Raw genomic sequence first — 15,376 nt, forward strand, 5'->3', positions numbered from 1 at the left:
GGGGGCGCGTGCCGAGGTACTTGGCACGCGCCCCTCTCGGTTGCTGGGCGTGCCGCCTGGGAGGGACCTCCTGGGGAAGGTACGGATTCGCCTCTCAGCTGCCGTCGCGCGTACGGGAGTTGCCGTGGAGTGAGGGGATTCGGCCGTCGGGTGGTGTGCGGAAGGCACGCAGGGTGAAGACCGGGTCCGGGCGGGGGCGGTCCTGGTCGGGCAGGGCCGCCAGCCGGGCGGCGAACTCCTCGCCGAGCGGCTCGCCGGGCGGCAGCGTGACGAACCAGCCGCGCCGCAGGTCGGCGATGGTGCGGCGGGGGCTGCGGCCCTGGCCGCGGCCCGGGAAGCGGTCCCGGCCGGCCGGGAGCAGGCCGTGCTCGGCGGCGTACCGGACGACCAGGTCCTCGGCGTCCCGGGCGGGGGTGCGGGGCCGGGAGGCGAGGACGGCGTCGATGTCGCTGCCGACGTTGTGCGCGGCGGCCTTGTCGACCGTGGTGACGTACACCCCGCCGGGCCGGAGCACCCGGGCGCACTCGGCGACGGTCGCCCGCACGCCCTCGTCGCTCGGTATGAGGTGCAGCAGCCACACGCTGGTGACGGCGTCGAACCGCCCGTCCGGGAAGGGCAGGCGGCGGCTGTCGGCGAGCACGACGGCGCCGGGCAGGCGGGCCGCGGCCTGCCGGGCCATGGCGTCCACCCGGTCGACGCCGATGACCCGCAGGCCGGCGCGGGCGGCCGCGAGGCGGCGGGTCACGATGCCGGTGCCGCAGCCGACGTCCAGCAGTTCCCGTGCCCCGTGCGGTATGAGGCCGAGGACGGCCTGGGCCGCGGCGGCCGCCCTGGGCTCGCCGCCGCGCGAGGCGTCGTAGCGCTCGGCTTCCTTGTCGTAGTCCAGCACGCTGCCCCCGCCCCGGCGGCCGCTCAGCTCGCCCCGTGTGCCGGGGCGAGGTCCTGCACCCGGCGGGCGAGTTCGAAGTCCTTCTCGGTGACGGCGCCGCCCGCGCTGTGGGTGTTCACGCCGAGCGAGACCGTGTTGTAGCCGAGGGTGAGGTCGGAGTGGTGGTTGAGCTCCTCCTGCACCTGGGCGATGTGCACGACCATCGCCGTCGCCGCGAAGTGCGAGCCGAGCCGGAAGGAGCGGGTGAGGCGGTCCCCGTCGAAGGACCAGCCGGGCAGTTCGGTCAGCCGGTCCTCGATCTCCTTGGGCGACAGCGGTTCGACGGCCATGGCTCGTTCCCTTCCTGGGCGTGGCCCGACGGGGCACGTACGGGTTCAGAGTGCCACAGGAGGGCCGCCGCGTCCCTGGTCGGAAGAGTCCGCGGGTCAGCCGGCCACGCATTCGGCGGCGAGGTCGTCCGCCAGGGCGGCGATACGGGCGCGTCCCTCGACCTGTTCCACCCAGGCGTGGGGCAGGCCGTGGTCGCCGTGCCGGGCAGCGGGCCGGTCACGCCGCGTGGGCCGTGCGTGGCGTGGATCCGGTCCAGGAAGCTGAACTCGACCGGATGGCCGAGGGCGTCTCCGACGGCGCCGCCCAGCAGGCAGCCGCGCACTCTGGCGCGGTACACCGCCGTCGCTGACCACGGTCGTACGTACGGCCATTGTCCCGTCCGGCGCCGCCGCGTCCGCCGCCAGCCCCGCCGGCCAAGTGGTGGAGCCGGTGATCGAGACGTTTCTGCCCGCGGATCCGGCTACGGTGAAGTACTTTCATTCGGTGGCGGCTTGAGGGGAGGCGGCGTGGCGTGAGTGAGCGGCGGCCCGCGCCCACCGTGGGTCAGGTGGTGCTCGGCAGACGGTTGCAGGAGCTGCGGGAGGCGGCCGGACTGGGGCGTGAGGAGGCCGCGCGGGTGTTACGGGTGGCGCCCGCGACCGTGCGGCGGATGGAGATGGCCGAGGTCGCGCTGAAGATCCCGTACGTGCAGATGCTGCTGACCGTGTACGGGGTGGGCGCCGAGGAGGCGGCCGGCTTCGTGAAGCTGGCCGAGGAGGCCAACCAGCCGGGCTGGTGGCAGCGGTACCACGACGTGCTGCCGGAGTGGTTCAGCCTGTATGTGAGCCTGGAGGGGGCGGCTCGGCTGATCCGCTCCTACGAGCCGCACTTCGTGCCCGGACTGCTGCAGACGGAGGGCTACGCGCGTGCGGTGCTTCAGGCCGGGACGGTCGGGCGGCGGGGACCGGAGGCGGTCGAGCGGCATGTGGCGCTGCGGATGGCCCGGCAGCGGCTGCTGGAGCGGGCGGACCCGCCGCACCTGTGGGTGGTCGTCGACGAGACGGTGCTGCGGCGGCCGGTGAGCGTCCGGGGCGAGGTGATGCGCGAGCAGCTGGACAAACTGCTGGAGTACGCCGAGCGGGACCGGGTGACGGTGCAGGTCGCCGAGTTCGCGGACGGCCCGCATCCGGGGACGTACGCGCCGTTCTCGCTGTTCCGCTTCGCCGAGCCGGAGCTGCCCGACCTGGTCTACACGGAGTATCTGAGCGGCGCCCTGTACCTGGACTCGCGCGGGGAGGTCTCCCTGCACCTGGAGGTCCTGGACCGCATGACGACGTGCGCGGCATCGGCCGAACGCACCCAAAAGCTGCTGAGGGAGTGCCGGGAGAGGTTCTGAACCGCCCTTGTCTCTCGTGTTCTCCGACGCCCCGGCCGACGGAAGCATGTACGAGGCCGGTTCAGGCCGCGCCGGGCTGCCCCGCGCCCGGTCGGCGTCGGGGGCCCGGCGCGTCCGGTGGCGTCAGGCGGCTCCGTCCTTGGTGTTCCGGTCGTCGTCGACTATTTCCGCGTCCACCACTCCCTCCTCGTCCTGGGGGGTGGTGTGGTGTTCGGTGCCTTCCGAGGTCGTCTGCTGGGCCTGGGCGTACATGGCCTGGCCCATCTTCTGGCTGACGGAGGCCAGTTTGTCGATGGCGGTGCGCAGGGCGGGGGTGTCGGCGTTGTCGTTGAGGAGGGTTTTGACCTCGGTGGCGGCCGTCTCGACCTCCGACTTGGTGTCGGCCGGGATGCGATCGCCGTTCTCGCGGAGGAAGTTCTCGGTCTGGTAGACGAGCTGCTCGGCCTGGTTGCGGGTCTCGGCGGCCTCCCGGCGCTTGCGGTCCTCCTCGGCGTACTGCTCGGCGTCCCGCATCATGCGGTCGATGTCCTCCTTGGGCAGCGCAGAGCCGCCGGTCACGGTCATCTTCTGCTCGCGCCCGGTCGCGAGGTCCTTCGCGGAGACGTGCATGATTCCGTTCGCGTCGATGTCGAAGGCGACCTCGATCTGCGGCACCCCGCGCGGGGCGGGCGGCAGTCCGGTGAGGTCGAAGACGCCGAGCTTCTTGTTGTACGCGGCGATCTCGCGCTCGCCCTGGTAGACCTGGATGCCGACCGAGGGCTGGTTGTCGGTGGCCGTGGTGAAGATCTCCGACCGCCGGGTCGGGATCGTGGTGTTGCGCTCGATCAGCTTGGTCATGATGCCGCCCTTGGTCTCGATGCCCAGGGACAGCGGGGTGACGTCGAGGAGGAGTACGTCCTTGACGTCGCCGCGGAGCACGCCCGCCTGGAGGGCGGCGCCCACGGCCACCACCTCGTCGGGGTTGACGCCCTTGTGCGGGTCCTTGCCGGTGAGGTCCCGCACCAGGTCGGTCACCGCCGGCATCCGGGTGGAGCCGCCGACGAGGATCACGTGGTCGATGGCCGACAGCTGGATGCCCGCGTCCTTGACCGCCTGGTGGAAGGGCTTCTTGCAGCGGTCCAGCAGATCGGCGGTGAGTTCCTGGAACTGGGCCCGGGTCAGCTTCTCGTCCATGTGCAGCGGACCCTCGGCGGAAGCGGTGATGTAGGGCAGGTTGATGGTCGTCTCGGAGGACGACGACAGCTCGATCTTGGCCTTCTCGGCGGCCTCGCGCAGCCGCTGCAGCGCCATCTTGTCGTTGCCGAGGTCGATCCCGTACTGGCCCTTGAACCGCTTGACCAGGTGCTCGACGACCCGCTGGTCCCAGTCGTCGCCGCCGAGCTGGGTGTCGCCGTTGGTGGCCTTGACCTCGATGACGCCGTCGCCGATCTCCAGCAGGGACACGTCGAAGGTGCCGCCGCCGAGGTCGAAGACCAGGACCGTCTGTTCCTCGCCCCGGTCCAGGCCGTAGGCGAGCGCGGCGGCCGTCGGCTCGTTGATGATCCTGAGGACCTTCAGGCCGGCGATCTCCCCGGCCTCCTTCGTCGCCTGCCGCATGATGTCGTCGAAGTACGCCGGTACGGTGATCACCGCGTCCGTGACGTCCTCGCCGAGGTAGGCCTCCGCGTCCCGCTTCAGCTTCTGCAGGACCCGCGCGGACAGCTCCTGCGCCCGGTAGCGGGTGCCGTCGATGGAGCCCTTGTCGGGGAAGCGCCAGTGCGCGTCCCCCATGTGGCGCTTGACGGAGCGGGCGGTGCGCTCCACGTTCGTCACCGCCTGTCGCTTGGCCACCTCGCCGACGAGCACCTCGCCGTTCTTGGCGAACGCCACGACCGACGGCGTGGTCCGCGCGCCCTCGGCGTTGGCGACGACGGTGGGCTCGCCGCCCTCCAGGACGGCCACCACCGAGTTCGTCGTCCCGAGATCGATCCCGACCGCACGTGCCATCTTCGTCCCCTTCCGCCAGGGCCTCCTGTTCTCCAGCACAAAACTTGAGTGCGCTGTTGTCAATGCCGCGTACCCGGCGACCGCGGAGGTGAACGCGGAAACGCCGGTGCCGCACCCCGGGGGCGGGATGCGGCACCAGCGGACGTACCTCTCCGCGTCAGGCGAGCGACGTACCTCTCCGCGTCAGGCGAGCTTCGCGTCCAGGCTGATCGTCGTACCGGTCAGGGCCTGGCTGACGGGGCAGTTCTTCTTCGCCTCCTCGGCGGCGGCGACGAACGCGTCGTTGTCGATGCCGGGGACCGTGCCCTCGACGCTGAGGTGGATGCCCGTGATGCCCTCGCCCGGCTGGAAGGTGACGTCGGCCTTCGTCCGGAGCTTGGTGGGCGGGGTGCCGGCGCCGGCCAGGCCGTGCGACAGCGCCATGGCGAAGCAGCTGGAGTGGGCGGCGGCGATCAGCTCCTCGGGGCTGGTCTTTCCGTTCGGCTGCTCGGCGCGCGACGGCCACGACACCGGCTGCTGGCCGATGCCGGAGGAGTCGAAGGTGACGACGCCGTTGCCCTCGAGCAGGTTGCCTTCCCAGACGGTGTGAGCGGTGCGCGTGGTTGCCACGGTTCTTCCTTACCTTTCGCCCAGTGTCCCGTTGCCGGGTTCCGTACCCACCATCCGATCACATCCGCCGCGCACGGACCCGGAGAACGTGCCGCGACCTGCCGGGCGGTCCGGCGAATCGCCCACTCCTCGTCAGGCGGCCCGCTCCTCGGCCTCCGCGGCCTCTTCCGTGAGCGGCGCCTCCGCCCCGGCGGCCTCGCACAGCCAGCGGCGCAGGACGCGGTGGACGTGTTCCGCGCCGACGAGCTCCTCGCCGTCCCCGGCCGGCGACGAGCACGCGAGCGGCGACAGCAGGAAGGGGCGGGACTGGGCGCCGCCGAGGCCGCCGTGGGAACCGATCTGCTCCTCGAAGGCTAGGACCTCGCCGTCGGCGGGGTCGTAGCAGGAGTTGACCATGATGTCGGCGGTGTGCGGGAAGGAGTGGGTGCGGCGTACGGCGTCGGCGGCGCCGGGCCCGAAGACGGCGAGCGGGCCGGGGTCGGCGTCGAGCTCGTCCAACGGTATGCGCGCGCCGCGGGCACCGAGTACGAGGCCGCCGTGCTCCTCGCTGCGCACGAGCAGGAAGCCGATACCGGGGTGGTTGGCGAGCGTGGGCAGCAGCGCGGGGTGGCGGGCGTCGATCTCCTCGTGGCTCATGCGGTGCGGCACGTCGGGGAAGGAGACCAGACCGAGGTTGCCGGAGGCCAGTACGACGGGCTCCGGGCGGCGGGAGGGCCGGTGGTCCTCGCCGCTCTCCTCGACCGGGCGGTGCAGCGCGGCCCGTACGGCGGCGCGCGCCTCGGCTCCGCTGTGCGTCCTCCCCCGGTGCTCAAGGCCTGGGGAGACCCCCATCGCCCGGCGCGGCACGGGCAGGCCGCAGCCGGCCCGGACGAGGTCGCCGAGGGTGAGGCCGTAGCGGGAGCGGAAGGTCTCGCCGGGGCTCTGGCCGTGGTCGGACACGACGACGATCCGGTACGGGCGCGGGGCGTGTTCGGCGACCTTCTCGATCAGGGCGAGGGAGCGGTCGAGGCGCTGCAGGACCTTCGCCGCGTCCCGGCTGCGCGGGCCGGAGTGGTGGGCGACCTCGTCGTACGCCACCAGGTCGGCGTAGACGACGGTGCGGCCGGCGAGCAGGTCGCCCATGACGGCGGCCACGACGACGTCCCGCTGGACGACGGTCGCGAAGGCGCGGATCAGCGGGTACAGACCGCCGCGGGAGACGCGGGGGCGCTCCTTGCGGAGCCGGGCGCGTGTGGACTGGCCGATCTCGCGGGCGGTCTCGGCGAGGAAGGAGAGGAGGGTGCGGACGGCGTTGGCGGGGTCGGAGAAGTAGGCGAAGTAGCCGGCGCGGGAGCGGTTGTCGCGCCCGCGGCGCACGGCGACGGACAGGACGAGGGCGAGTTCGCCGGCGCCGCCACTGAACAGGTTGCCGCGGCTGGCCCCGTCGGCGGTGAGCAGCCCGCCGTTACCGGTGCGCTCGGCGGCGCGGCGCTGGAGTTCGAGGGCGCTGCTCGGGCGGTTGCTGACCATGACCTCGCCGGTGTCCTTCTCGTACCAGCGGAAGGCGGGGACGTCGTGGTTGGAGCCGTGCAGGATGCCGAGCTGGCTGGCGCCGGTCTGGCTGGACCAGTCGGTGCGCCAGGGGGTGAGCCGGTGGCTGGGCGGCTGTTCCGGGCCGGCGCCGAGCCACCGGGCGACGGTGGGCATCAGGCCCCTACCCACCGCGTCCCGCAGCACGTCATGACCGACACCGTCGAGTTGGATCACGACGGTGCCGGGGGTCGACGAGCGGGACGGCGGGCGTCTGCGGCGGCGGTCGGCGAGCCGGTGGAGCCGGCGCCGGTAGGCGTCGTCGTCGCGTACGGCGAGGGCGGCGCCGGTGGCGGAGGCGACGGCGGACATCACCGCGGCCACGATGACGGCGGTCTCGGGGGCCGCCTCGGCCTGGCCGGAGGGGTTGATGCGCAGGGCGAGCAGCAGCAGTGACCCGTTCAGGAAGAACACCAGCAGCCCGAGGACGAGCGCGGGCACGAGCAGCAGCAGCCGGACGAGCAACGGCCACACGACGGCCGACAGCACACCGAAGGCGCCCGCGCCGAGCGCGGCGGTCACGGCGATGGTGGTGGCGCTGTCCCCGTCGGGCGACTGCAGCTGGAAGTCCGGCAGGATCCCGGCGAGCACGAGCATGGTGGCCGTGGAAACGGCCCACACGGCAACGCTCCGCCCCACCTGGCCGGCGCCCCGCCGCCACCACCCGCCACCCACGCCGGCACACCCTCCGTTTCGGTCCGCTCCCACTCCGCCCGGCACTGGCCCGGGGCCCGATCCAGCTTGTCACACGGCCGGCGGGGGAGGCCGCGGGGCGTGGTGACGGGCGGGGCGGCACGTCAGCCATCCGCCCGGCCACCCGGGCCGGGGCCCCGGTCCTTGTGCGGGCCGACCGGCGGGGACGAGGTACGTCGCGACCGCCCGACGAAGGACCGAGCCGCGGCCCGCCACGGCCGACGGGCCCTCGGCCCTGCGGCAGACCCACCGGCCCCGGCCGACCGACCCGCACGGAACCGCCACCCGACGCCGCCGACCGGCCCAGGCCGACCACCACCCGCCACAGCCGACAGACCGACGCGGACCACCAGCCACGCAGCCCGCCGAAACCCGGGCCGGCACCCGGCGGCGGCCGCCCGATGGTGGTCGGCCACCGCCTGTCGCGTCCAGCGGCCGGGCGGGGCCTCGGCCATGCGGCCGGCCTGCCCGCCGGGCCGACGCCCGTCCTGGCCGACAGGCTCCCGCGGAGCCCCCATTCGACGTGGCCGGCCGATCGAGGCCGACCGCCGCCAGTCGCTGCCGTCCGTCGGGCCAGGGCCTCGGCCCGGGCCGCCCGCCATGGGCGGCCGTCCCGTCCGGGGCCGTCGCGCCCGGCGTACCTGACCGGCCCGCCCGGGTTCGACTCCCGACGTGGCCGGCCGGAGCGGAGCTACCTGCCGTCGTAGCCGGCTGTCGGCATGGAGAGGCGGCGGTGTACTCGGGCCTTCATCTGGGCGTCGTAGGACGGCTCGGCCTGGCCGACCGTCTCCACCCGGACGCCTCGGCGCGCGCATTCCGCGGTGAACTCCTCGACGGAGGACAGGGCCCGTTCCAGCACGCGGCGGCTGGGGGCGACGAAGAGGTCGACGCCGGGGCGGACCCCCTCCCACAGGGCGCGGTGGTCGGCCCGCAGTCCGCGGACGAGCAGTTCCCGGGCGATCACGTAGCCGTGTTCGGCCGCCCAGCGGGCGCACATCGCGTGCTGGCCGCGGGAGTCCACCAGGAAGGGGTCGTCGTGCAGCTCCTCCAGGGGCGTCAGGCTCGCGATCGCCGTGACGCGGACAGCCGCCGGGACACCGCTCCCGCCGGAGGCATCCCGCACTTCTCCCATGGCGTCCCCCTCACCTCCGGGTTTTCGCCGCCGACCCTACTCCTGCACGTAGGCTCAGGGGGAGTCACGCGAAGGAGGCAAACAAGGTGCCGGTGGAGATCACCTGGTGGGGTCACGCCACCTGCACGATCGAGGACTCGAACGTCCGTGTGCTCACCGACCCCCTGTTCGCCCGCCGGCTCGCGCACCTGCGGCGCCGCCGCGGCGCGCTGCCGCCGCCGACCGCCCGGCACGCGGACGTGGCGCTGGTCTCCCACCTGCACTCCGACCATCTGCACGTCCCCTCGCTGGCCCGGCTGGAGCGGGGCACGCGCCTGCTGGTGCCCCGGGGCGCGCCCCGGGCGGTACCGGGACTGCGCCGGCTCGACCACCTGCGGATCACCGAGGTCACGCCCGGGGACCGGGTCGAGGTCGGCGGCGTCGTCGTACGGGTCGTGCCCGCGCACCACGACGGGCGGCGGCTGCCGGTCGGGCGGCACCGCTCCCCCGCGCTCGGGTACGTCGTCGAGGGCGAGGCACGGACGTACTTCGCCGGGGACACCGGCCTGTTCGACACGATGGCCGAGGAGGTCGGGCCGGTGGACACGGCGCTGCTGCCGGTGGGCGGCTGGGGACCGTACCTCGGCGAGGGGCATCTGGACGCGGGGCGGGCGGCGCACGCGCTGGCGCAGCTGGCGGCGCGCAGTGCGGTGCCGGTGCACTACGGCACGTACTGGCCGATCGGGATGGATGCCGTGCGCCCCCATGAGTTCCATGCGCCGGGCGACGAGTTCGCGCGCCTCGCCGCGCGGCGCGCGCCCGGCGTGGCGGTGCACCGGCTCGGGCACGGGGAGAGCGTGCGCCTGGAGGTCGCCCGGTGATACGGCTCGCCGCCGCCGTGTCGTCGGTGGTGCCGACGGAGTCCACGCAGCAGGCGCTGGGGTATCCGTCGCTGTTTCTGCTGGTGCTGATCGGGGCGCTCGTGCCCGTGGTGCCGACGGGGGCGCTGGTCAGTTCGGCGACGGTGGTCGCCTTTCACCGGACGGCGCCGTTCTCGCTGGCGCTGGTGTTCGTGACGGCGTCGCTGGCCGCGTTCCTCGGGGACGCGACGCTGTACTGGCTGGGGCGGCGCGGGCTCGGGTCGAAGAACGGCTCGCGCTGGCTGGAGGCGATCCGCTCGCGTGCGCCGGAGGAACGGCTCGGGCAGGCGCAGGACAAGCTCGCCGACCACGGGGTCGCGGTGCTGGTCCTGTCCCGCCTCGTCCCGGCCGGCCGCATACCGGTGATGCTGGCCTGCCTGCTGGCCAGGTGGCCCCTGCGCCGTTTCTCCCGTGGCAACCTCCCGGCGTGTCTGGCCTGGGCGGTCACGTACCAGCTGATCGGCATCCTCGGCGGCTCCCTGTTCGAGGAACCCTGGGAGGGCTTGGTCGCCGCCATCGCCCTCACCGTCCTCCTGAGCACCGCCCCCACGGCCTGGCGCCGCCTCCGCCGTCTGGTCCCGGCCCACCGCTCGAACTGACGCCTGCGGCGGTCGCCCCACTCACGTCGCCTCCCTGGCCGGCCAAGGCTCCGGCGCCTCCGCCCACGGGCCGGGCCGTGGCGGCGGTGCGCGAAATCGGCTGGTGGCGTCGGCGCCGGGCGGTGCGGCGGCCTGCCGCCACGGCCGTGCGGCGGTTCGGCGTCGCCTCGGGTGGTGGGCGGCCGCCTCCGGCGGGCGCCCTCTGCCGGCTTCCTGGTCCAGGACCCTGGACGCGCCCACCGGCAGGTCCCACAGGTGGTCCCGGGGGAGGTCCGCTTTCTGCCAGGCCGTTCGGACTCGGGCGAGGGGTTCCAGGACGGGTTCGGCGGAGAGGATGAAGGTGCCCCAGTGCATGGGTGCCATGCGGCGGGCGCCGAGGTCCTGGGTGGCCTGGACCGCCTCCTCCGGGTCGCAGTGGACGTCGCTGAGCCACCAGCGGGGGTCGTAGGCGCCGATGGGGAGCAGGGCGAGGTCGATGCCGGGGTAGCGGCGGCCGATGCGGGAGAACCAGTGGCCGTAGCCCGTGTCGCCGGCGAAGTACACGCGCTGTCCGTCGGGAGCGGTGAGCACCCAGCCGCCCCACAGGCTGTGGCAGGTGTCGGTGAGGGTGCGCTTGGACCAGTGGTGGGCGGGGACGAAGTCGAAGCGCACGCCCGCCCGTCGCCCGCCACCACCCTCGACCGAGGCGCCTTCGGCGCCGCCCCCTGGATTCAGTTCGGCCGCCTCCCACCAGTCCAGCTCGGTGACGCGGGTGAACCGGCGGCGCCGGAACCAGCGTCCGAGCCCGGCCGGCACGAACACCGGTGTGTCGCACGGGAGTCGGCGCAGGGTGGGCGCGTCCAGATGGTCGTAGTGGTTGTGGCTGATGACGACCGCGTCGACGCGCGGCAGCGCCTCCCAGGGCACGCCGACCGGCGTGACACGCGCCGGGGTGCCGATGATGCGGCGGGACCAGACGGGATCGGTCAGCACGGTCAGCCCGCCGATCCGCACGACCCAACTGGCGTGCCCCGCCCAGCTGACGGCGACGGTGCGGGCGTCCACGCGCGGCACCGGAGCGGGCTCGTACGGCAGCAGCGGGATGTCGGCGAGGCCCTCCTTGGCCGGCCGTAAGGATCCCTCGCGGGCGAACCGGGCGAGGGCCTTCAGGCCGGGCAGCGGGGCGGTGAGCCGGTCGTGGAAGGTGCGCGGCCACACCCGCCGCTCCCCCAGCGGTCTGGGTTCGGCCAGCGGCGGGTACGGTGCGGGCGACGAGGTGAGCAGGGACGAGGCCACGGGGCCGTCGGCTTCCCGGGTGGTGGTCGTGGACGTGGTCGACTCGGACTGCTGCGTCATCGAGGAGACTCCCATCGCTGAGCGTCGTCGCGGAGATCGTCGAAGACCGACTTCAAGGAGAGCAACGCACCTTGCACGTGCGGCAGTTCCAGCGGCGCGGGGGACAGGAGGCATTCCGCGCGCTCCTCGTCCGTGCGGCCGAGGAGTTCCGCGGTGGACAGCCGTACCCGCAGCGCGCCCAGGTCGTCGCCGAAGCGGTGGCCGCCCGGCGCGGGCCGGCCCAGGCGGACGGTGAGGAAGTCCTCCAACTCCTGTGCGTCCCCCACTCCGTGGGCGGCGAGCCCGGAGCGCAGGGGATCGAGGTCGGCGTACAGGTGGCGGCCGGCCTGCGGCGGCAGGGCGAGCGCGCCGGCGGCGACCAGGGTCGCGTGCACGGCGTGCGCCACGCTCGCGTGCAGGCGTATGGACGCGGTCAGGCGCGCGGTGACGGCGTCGGGTTCGTCGAGGGCGTAGGCGGCCGCGGCGGCGACGGGTTCGGCGACGCGTGCGTCCAGCGCGGTGAGCACGTCGAGTACGCGCGCGTGCAGCGCGTCGCCGGTGGCGCCGACGGGGAAGCGGGCGATCGCGGCGGGCCAGCCGGTGGGCAGGAAGGCGCCGGCGAGGTCGGTGACCACGGTGACCCGTTCGGGCAGCATCTCGGCGGGGCTGAGCAGCACCGTCTCGTGCGGTGCGTGCGCGGTGTCGCGCCAGGTCTCGTCGCTGACCAGGTGCAGTCCCTCGGCTGCGGCGGCCTCGACGGCCTCGTGCAGCACCTCGGGCGGTGCGACGGTCGCGGTGGGGTCGTCGGCGACGGACAGGACGAGCAGCCGGGGGTCACCGCCCTCGGCGCGGACCCGGCGGACGGTCTCCAGCAGGGCGTACGGGTCGGGGACGCCTCCGCACTCGGCGGGCGTCGCCACGGGGAAGGCGGGTCTGCCGAGCAGACGTGCGTACGGCGCCCACCAGGCGGCGCACGGCCGGGGCACCAGGACGTCCCCGCCGAGCGCGGCGGTGAGCGCGAGCATCAGGGAGGGCGCGCCGGGCGCGGCCGCCACGCGATCGGGCCGGGTGGGCAGCCCGCGCCGCAGCCAGTAGCCGCAGGCGGCGTCCAGCAGGGCCGTACCGCCGCCGATCGGTCTCTCCCTGGTCCGGTTCGCGGCTCCGGCGAGCGCGGCGGACAGCTCGGGCAGCACGGGCAGCCCGTCGTCGGGGAGGGCCGACGGCCCGTAGCGGAGGGGGCCGCGATCCTCGGGGTCCGTCCGCCGCATGGGTACCTCCGCGCAGTCCCTGGTGCCGTGTCGTGTCGCCGCCGCCGGTCCGTGCGGTCCGAGTGGTCCGCGGGCTCCGTCGTGGGTCCGTTCCCGAGGGGCGGACGTGTCCGCACTGCGCGGGCCGTGCCCTCGCGGCTCCGGGTACCCCGGGCGGCGCCACTCCATGGCCACCCGGCGGGGTTGCGAAGATCACACGGGGTCACGGCACTCCGTGGCGTCCCGGGACCCGGTCAGCCCTTCCACCGCCACCAGACCCGGTGGACCGCCGCGCCGAGCGCCGCCGCGATCAGCAGGCCGCCGGCGACCAGGGCCGGCAGGGAGGTGGTGAACGCACCGCCCGCACCGGCCTGCACACCGTGCTGGGCCGCGCCGCCCGCGCAGCTCCTGTCGGAGGGGTCCGCGCAGGACCGGCCGGGGTCGCGCGGCCCCCCGTCGCGGGAGGGGTCGCGGCCGGCCGCCGTGTCGCGGGAGGGATCGCGGCCGGCCGCCGTGTCGCGGCCCGGGTCGCGCGACGCCTGGCCGCGGGAGGCGTCCCGCGAACCGTCGTCGTGGGACGGACTGCCGGAAGCCTGGCCTCGGGACGGGGCACGGGAGGGGGAGGGGTCGCGTGGGACCTGGCCCTGGGAGGGGTCGTAGGAGGAGGCGGGGCGCGACGGGGTGCGCGGGGCCTGGTCCTGGAAGAAATCGCGGTAGGGGGCCTGCAAGGACGGGGACTGGGCGCGGAAGGGGTCGTCGGCGGGGGTGTCCCGCAGTACGGGGTCCCGCGGCGCGCCCGGGAGGGCGAGGTCCGGGATCGGCACCCCGGGCGCCCCGCCGAGGAAGGCGCCCTCGGACGGCCCGGATGCCGTGGGGCACACGCCGGCGCCGTCCGGACCGCAGTCGACGGGGAGGGCGGCCCCCACGCCGGGCTGGCGGACGTACGGCCGGTGGACCTGAGCGGCCGGATACGCGAAGGCGGCCGGTGCTGCGGCGCCCGCCATGAGTCCGGTCAGGACGACGACGGGCAGGGCGCGGGCGGTGGTACGGCGCATGAGCGGGGCTCCTCGGAGCGACGGCGGCGGGCGGCACGTGGTGCGTGCCCTTCCCGCCCATCACAGCCGCCGCCACCACGGGCCGCGCGCGGCAGAGCCCCATTCGCGGGACACAAACCGCCTGTCGGGTGACACCCGCCGATCCGCCCCCAGCCGTGTACGGCGCCTACGCGCCCTCCCGCATCACCTGGTCCCGCAGCCGGTCGCAGCACCGGTTGATCAGCCGGGAGACGTGCATCTGCGAGATGCCCAGCTGCTCGGCGATCCGGCTCTGGGTCATGTCGCCGAAGAACCGCATGTACAGGATGGCCCGCTCCCGTTCGGGCAGCGCCGCCAGCCGCGGTTTGACGGCCTCGCGGTCCACCACGGTGTCCAGCGCGGGGTCGGGCGAGCCCAGGGAGTCGCTGAGGGAGTAGCCGTCCTCGCTGCCGGGCAGCTCCGCGTCGAGCGAGAGGGCGGCGAAGCTCTCCAGTGCCTCGAGACCGACCTGTACGTCCTCCTCGCTGAGGTGGGCGTGCTCGGCGATCTCGGCGACGGTGGGGCGGCGGCCCGGGGTGGTCTGGGAGAGGTCCTGGGCGGCGAACCGGACGCGGTTGCGCAGGTCCTGCACCCGGCGCGGGACGTGCATCGTCCACATGTGGTCGCGGAAGTGCCGCTTGATCTCGCCGGTGATGGTGGGGACGGCGTAGCTCTCGAAGGCGTGGCCGCGCTCGGGGTCGTAGCGGTCGACCGCCTTGAGCAGGCCGAGGGCCGCCACCTGGCGCAGGTCCTCGAAGCTCTCGCCGCGGTTGCGGAAGCGGCCGGCGAGCCGTTCGGCCATGGGCAGCCAGGCCTGGACGATCTCGTCGCGCAGGGCGTCGCGCCGCGGCCCCGCCGGGAGCGTGGTGAGCCGGCGGAAGGCTTCGGCGGTGTCGGGGGCGTCGTCGTGGGGGTGGTGCCTGGCGCTCGCTTGAGTTCGCATGGTGCCTCGCAACTCCCTGGGAGTGCTCTGGGATGGATGGTCACCGTGGGCGCGCGAGCGCGATCCGGACCGGCCGCACACGCGGCGGCGCCTGGCGCCGCTCCCACGGACGTGCCTCCGGTCCGAAGCACTGAGACTGCGCCTGCCCTCGGCCTTCGCGCGCAAACACCCGGCCGCCGGGGAGGATCCGCGGACCGCGCGCCCACGTCATCCCGCCCCGGAAAACCCGTGTCGGCTCCCTGTGCACGGGTACGCGGGGGCCACCCCCGACGATCTGGAGGGAGACATGCAGCGAGGCAGTGACCGGCTGAGTGTCCACCGTGACGATGAGATGAAGCACGAGCTGCAGGGTCTGCTCAAGTCCGGCCATCCCACACGGAGCGAGGAGTGGCACGACCCCGAGCCGACCGCCGAGGACGACCCGGAGGTCTGGGGCGGACCGGTGGCGCCGGGCAGCTCAAGGGCGTCCCTGGAGACCGTCCGCCTGGAGCTGGCCAAGATCCTGGGCCGCAGCGCCTTTCCCGCGAGCCCGGGCGAGCTGATCCGCGTACTGCGCCGCAAGAACGCGCCGGACGCGCTGGTCGAGGCGCTGGAGCGGCTGCCGCACAAGGCGCGCTACGCCAATGTGCAGGAGCTGGCTAAGGAGCTGACGCATGCCGAGCGGCCCGCCCGGGAGGACCGCGCATAGGCCCGCGCCAGGGGGTGCCGCGGGCGGCGT

At 74.4% G+C, this 15,376-nt stretch carries 13 protein-coding genes and 2 pseudogenes; 4 read left to right on the forward strand and 11 right to left on the reverse strand.

Annotated elements, in window-relative coordinates:
- Window positions 1–94: 94 nt before the first annotated feature.
- From ACX25U_RS06470 to ACX25U_RS06480, 3 genes and pseudogenes are all read right to left on the reverse strand, one after another.
- A complete protein-coding gene (locus ACX25U_RS06470; protein WP_454389562.1) occupies window positions 95–889 on the reverse strand; it encodes a class I SAM-dependent methyltransferase in 795 nt (264 codons plus the stop codon).
- Window positions 890–912: 23 nt separating this feature from the next.
- Window positions 913–1,218, reverse strand: coding sequence for a 4a-hydroxytetrahydrobiopterin dehydratase (locus ACX25U_RS06475; RefSeq protein ID WP_454389563.1), 306 nt, complete (start codon window positions 1,216–1,218; stop codon window positions 913–915).
- A gap of 194 nt (window positions 1,219–1,412) precedes the next feature.
- A pseudogene (locus ACX25U_RS06480) lies at window positions 1,413–1,556 on the reverse strand (ADP-ribosylglycohydrolase family protein); the annotation flags it as partial.
- A gap of 174 nt (window positions 1,557–1,730) precedes the next feature.
- On the opposite strand from ACX25U_RS06480, the gene ACX25U_RS06485 reads away from it, so the two are divergent.
- Window positions 1,731–2,594 carry a helix-turn-helix domain-containing protein gene (locus ACX25U_RS06485; RefSeq protein ID WP_454389564.1) on the forward strand — a complete coding sequence of 288 codons (864 nt, stop codon included), beginning with the start codon at window positions 1,731–1,733 and terminating at the stop codon, window positions 2,592–2,594.
- A 123-nt stretch (window positions 2,595–2,717) separates the two neighbouring features.
- On the opposite strand, the gene dnaK is transcribed toward ACX25U_RS06485, so the two are convergent.
- The 4 genes from dnaK to ACX25U_RS06505 all read right to left on the reverse strand — a co-directional run bounded on the left by dnaK (window position 2,718) and on the right by ACX25U_RS06505 (window position 8,583).
- The gene (dnaK, locus tag ACX25U_RS06490) at window positions 2,718–4,580 is read right to left on the reverse strand and encodes a molecular chaperone DnaK (RefSeq protein WP_454389565.1); all 1,863 of its coding nucleotides are present in this window, start codon (window positions 4,578–4,580) and stop codon (window positions 2,718–2,720) included.
- A 183-nt stretch (window positions 4,581–4,763) separates the two neighbouring features.
- Window positions 4,764–5,189 carry an OsmC family protein gene (locus ACX25U_RS06495; RefSeq protein ID WP_454389566.1) on the reverse strand — a complete coding sequence of 142 codons (426 nt, stop codon included), beginning with the start codon at window positions 5,187–5,189 and terminating at the stop codon, window positions 4,764–4,766.
- A 132-nt stretch (window positions 5,190–5,321) separates the two neighbouring features.
- Window positions 5,322–7,433, reverse strand: coding sequence for an alkaline phosphatase family protein (locus ACX25U_RS06500; protein ID WP_454389567.1), 2,112 nt, complete (start codon window positions 7,431–7,433; stop codon window positions 5,322–5,324).
- A gap of 709 nt (window positions 7,434–8,142) precedes the next feature.
- Window positions 8,143–8,583, reverse strand: a complete 441-nt coding sequence (locus ACX25U_RS06505; RefSeq protein WP_454389568.1) for a hypothetical protein — start codon at window positions 8,581–8,583, stop codon at window positions 8,143–8,145.
- A gap of 86 nt (window positions 8,584–8,669) precedes the next feature.
- On the opposite strand from ACX25U_RS06505, the gene ACX25U_RS06510 reads away from it, so the two are divergent.
- Window positions 8,670–9,443 carry an MBL fold metallo-hydrolase gene (locus ACX25U_RS06510; protein ID WP_454389569.1) on the forward strand — a complete coding sequence of 258 codons (774 nt, stop codon included), beginning with the start codon at window positions 8,670–8,672 and terminating at the stop codon, window positions 9,441–9,443.
- A complete protein-coding gene (locus ACX25U_RS06515) occupies window positions 9,440–10,081 on the forward strand; it encodes a DedA family protein (RefSeq protein WP_454389570.1) in 642 nt (213 codons plus the stop codon). The genes ACX25U_RS06510 and ACX25U_RS06515 overlap by 4 nt, the downstream gene beginning before the upstream one ends.
- 216 nt (window positions 10,082–10,297) lie before the next feature.
- On the opposite strand, the pseudogene ACX25U_RS06520 reads toward ACX25U_RS06515, so the two are convergent.
- The 4 genes and pseudogenes from ACX25U_RS06520 to ACX25U_RS06535 all read right to left on the reverse strand — a co-directional run.
- Window positions 10,298–11,416: pseudogene (locus ACX25U_RS06520) on the reverse strand (MBL fold metallo-hydrolase); the annotation flags it as partial.
- Window positions 11,413–12,663 (reverse strand): aminotransferase class I/II-fold pyridoxal phosphate-dependent enzyme, encoded by a 1,251-nt coding sequence (locus ACX25U_RS06525; protein WP_454389571.1) that lies wholly within the window; start codon window positions 12,661–12,663, stop codon window positions 11,413–11,415. The pseudogene ACX25U_RS06520 and the gene ACX25U_RS06525, both read right to left, overlap by 4 nt.
- A 233-nt stretch (window positions 12,664–12,896) precedes the next feature.
- Window positions 12,897–13,697, reverse strand: a complete 801-nt coding sequence (locus tag ACX25U_RS06530; protein ID WP_454389572.1) for a hypothetical protein — start codon at window positions 13,695–13,697, stop codon at window positions 12,897–12,899.
- Between the two features lie 166 nt (window positions 13,698–13,863).
- Window positions 13,864–14,658 (reverse strand): RNA polymerase sigma factor SigF, encoded by a 795-nt coding sequence (locus ACX25U_RS06535; protein ID WP_454389573.1) that lies wholly within the window; start codon window positions 14,656–14,658, stop codon window positions 13,864–13,866.
- A 286-nt stretch (window positions 14,659–14,944) separates the two neighbouring features.
- Between ACX25U_RS06535 and ACX25U_RS06540 the strand changes: the two genes are divergently transcribed.
- Window positions 14,945–15,346: a DUF2795 domain-containing protein gene (locus tag ACX25U_RS06540; RefSeq protein WP_454389574.1), complete on the forward strand. Its 402-nt coding sequence runs from the start codon at window positions 14,945–14,947 to the stop codon at window positions 15,344–15,346.
- Window positions 15,347–15,376: the final 30 nt, after the last annotated feature.

This window comes from Streptomyces sp. JNUCC 63, from assembly GCF_054366325.1.

Bases quoted from the DNA above. Each gene is read 5' to 3' on its own strand.
- ACX25U_RS06475 (WP_454389563.1), bottom strand. From the start codon at position 1,218: ATGGCCGTCGAACCGCTGTCGCCCAAGGAGATCGAGGACCGGCTGACC.
- dnaK (WP_454389565.1), bottom strand. From the start codon at position 4,580: ATGGCACGTGCGGTCGGGATCGATCTCGGGACGACGAACTCGGTGGTG.
- ACX25U_RS06505 (WP_454389568.1), bottom strand. From the start codon at position 8,583: ATGGGAGAAGTGCGGGATGCCTCCGGCGGGAGCGGTGTCCCGGCGGCT.
- ACX25U_RS06525 (WP_454389571.1), bottom strand. From the start codon at position 12,663: ATGCGGCGGACGGACCCCGAGGATCGCGGCCCCCTCCGCTACGGGCCG.
- ACX25U_RS06530 (WP_454389572.1), bottom strand. From the start codon at position 13,697: ATGCGCCGTACCACCGCCCGCGCCCTGCCCGTCGTCGTCCTGACCGGA.
- ACX25U_RS06535 (WP_454389573.1), bottom strand. From the start codon at position 14,658: ATGCGAACTCAAGCGAGCGCCAGGCACCACCCCCACGACGACGCCCCC.
- ACX25U_RS06540 (WP_454389574.1), top strand. From the start codon at position 14,945: ATGCAGCGAGGCAGTGACCGGCTGAGTGTCCACCGTGACGATGAGATG.